This is a genomic window from Streptomyces sp. NPDC054932 (assembly GCF_053610205.1).
This window is the reverse complement of sequence record NZ_JBSGXU010000397.1, coordinates 1-1,242: the sequence shown is the minus strand read 5'-3', so window position 1 is coordinate 1,242 and position 1,242 is coordinate 1. Positions and strand designations below refer to the sequence as shown.

The following is a 1,242-nucleotide window of genomic DNA, read 5'->3' as shown; positions in this document are numbered from 1 at the left end:
CGTCTCACCGCCATGGCCACCGGCTCCCGGGTCCCGCTCGTCCTGACCCACGACCTCGCCCAGGACATCGCATCGTCCCTCGAACTCCCGGACGGCGCACGCCTGGTCAACCTCGACACCGAACGCGCGGTCATCGCATCCGCCCCCGACACCGCCCCCCGGGTCGAAGTACGTCCGGAGAACGCGGCCTACGTCCTCTACACGTCGGGTTCCACCGGTGCACCCAAGGGCGCGGTCAACACCCACGCCGCTTTCGTCAACCGGATCGCCTGGACCCAGAACGCCTACCGCCTCGACCACACCGACCGTGTCCTGTTCAAGACACCCATCGGGTTCGACGTCTCAGGCTGGGAATGGACCTGGCCCCTGACCTGCGGCGCCACCATCCAGCTCGTCACCCCCGGCGGACACCGCGACCCCGCCCACCTCGCCCACCTCATCCAGAGGACCGGCACGACCGTCTGCCACTTCGTGCCCTCCATGCTCCGCTACTTCCTCGAACACCCCGACACCCCCCACGCCACCACCCTCACCGACGTCATCGTCTCCGGCGAGGAACTCACCCCCCACCTCGCCGCGACCTTCCACACCACCCTCCCCCACACCCGCCTCCACAACCTCTACGGCCCCACCGAAGCCGCCATCGACGTCACCGCCCACACCGTCGACCCCCACCACACCCACACCCGCATCCCCATCGGCACCCCCATCACCGGCACCGAACTCCACGTCCTGGACAGCCACCACCAACCCGTCCCCATCGGCGTCACCGGACACCTCCACATCGGCGGCACCGCCCTCGCCCGCGGCTACCACCACCAACCCGCCCTCACCGCCGACCGCTTCAACCCCCACCCCACCCGACCCGGCCACCGCCTCTACGCCACCGGCGACCAGGCCCGCTGGACCACCCACGGCACCCTCGAATACCTCGGCCGCAACGACCACCAGATCAAAATCCGCGGCCAACGCATCGAACCCGCCGAAATCGACACCGCACTCCACACCCACCCCGACATCACCCACACCATCACCACCACCCACACCACCCCCGACGGCACCACCCACCTCGCCACCTACTACACCACCACCCCCCACACCACACCCCCCACACCCCAACAACTCCGCACCCACCTCCGCACCCACCTCCCCACCGCCATGATCCCCACCTACCTCACCCACCTCACCCACCTCCCCCAACTCCCCAACGGCAAGACCAACACCAAACAACTCCCCCCGCCC

At 69.1% G+C, this 1,242-nt stretch carries 1 protein-coding gene; it reads left to right on the top strand.

Going from position 1 to position 1,242, the window contains the following annotated elements; all coding sequences use genetic code 11:
• The coding region (locus tag ACWGE1_RS41090) for an amino acid adenylation domain-containing protein (protein ID WP_453425575.1) at positions 1–1,242 on the top strand (1,242 nt) is incomplete at both ends.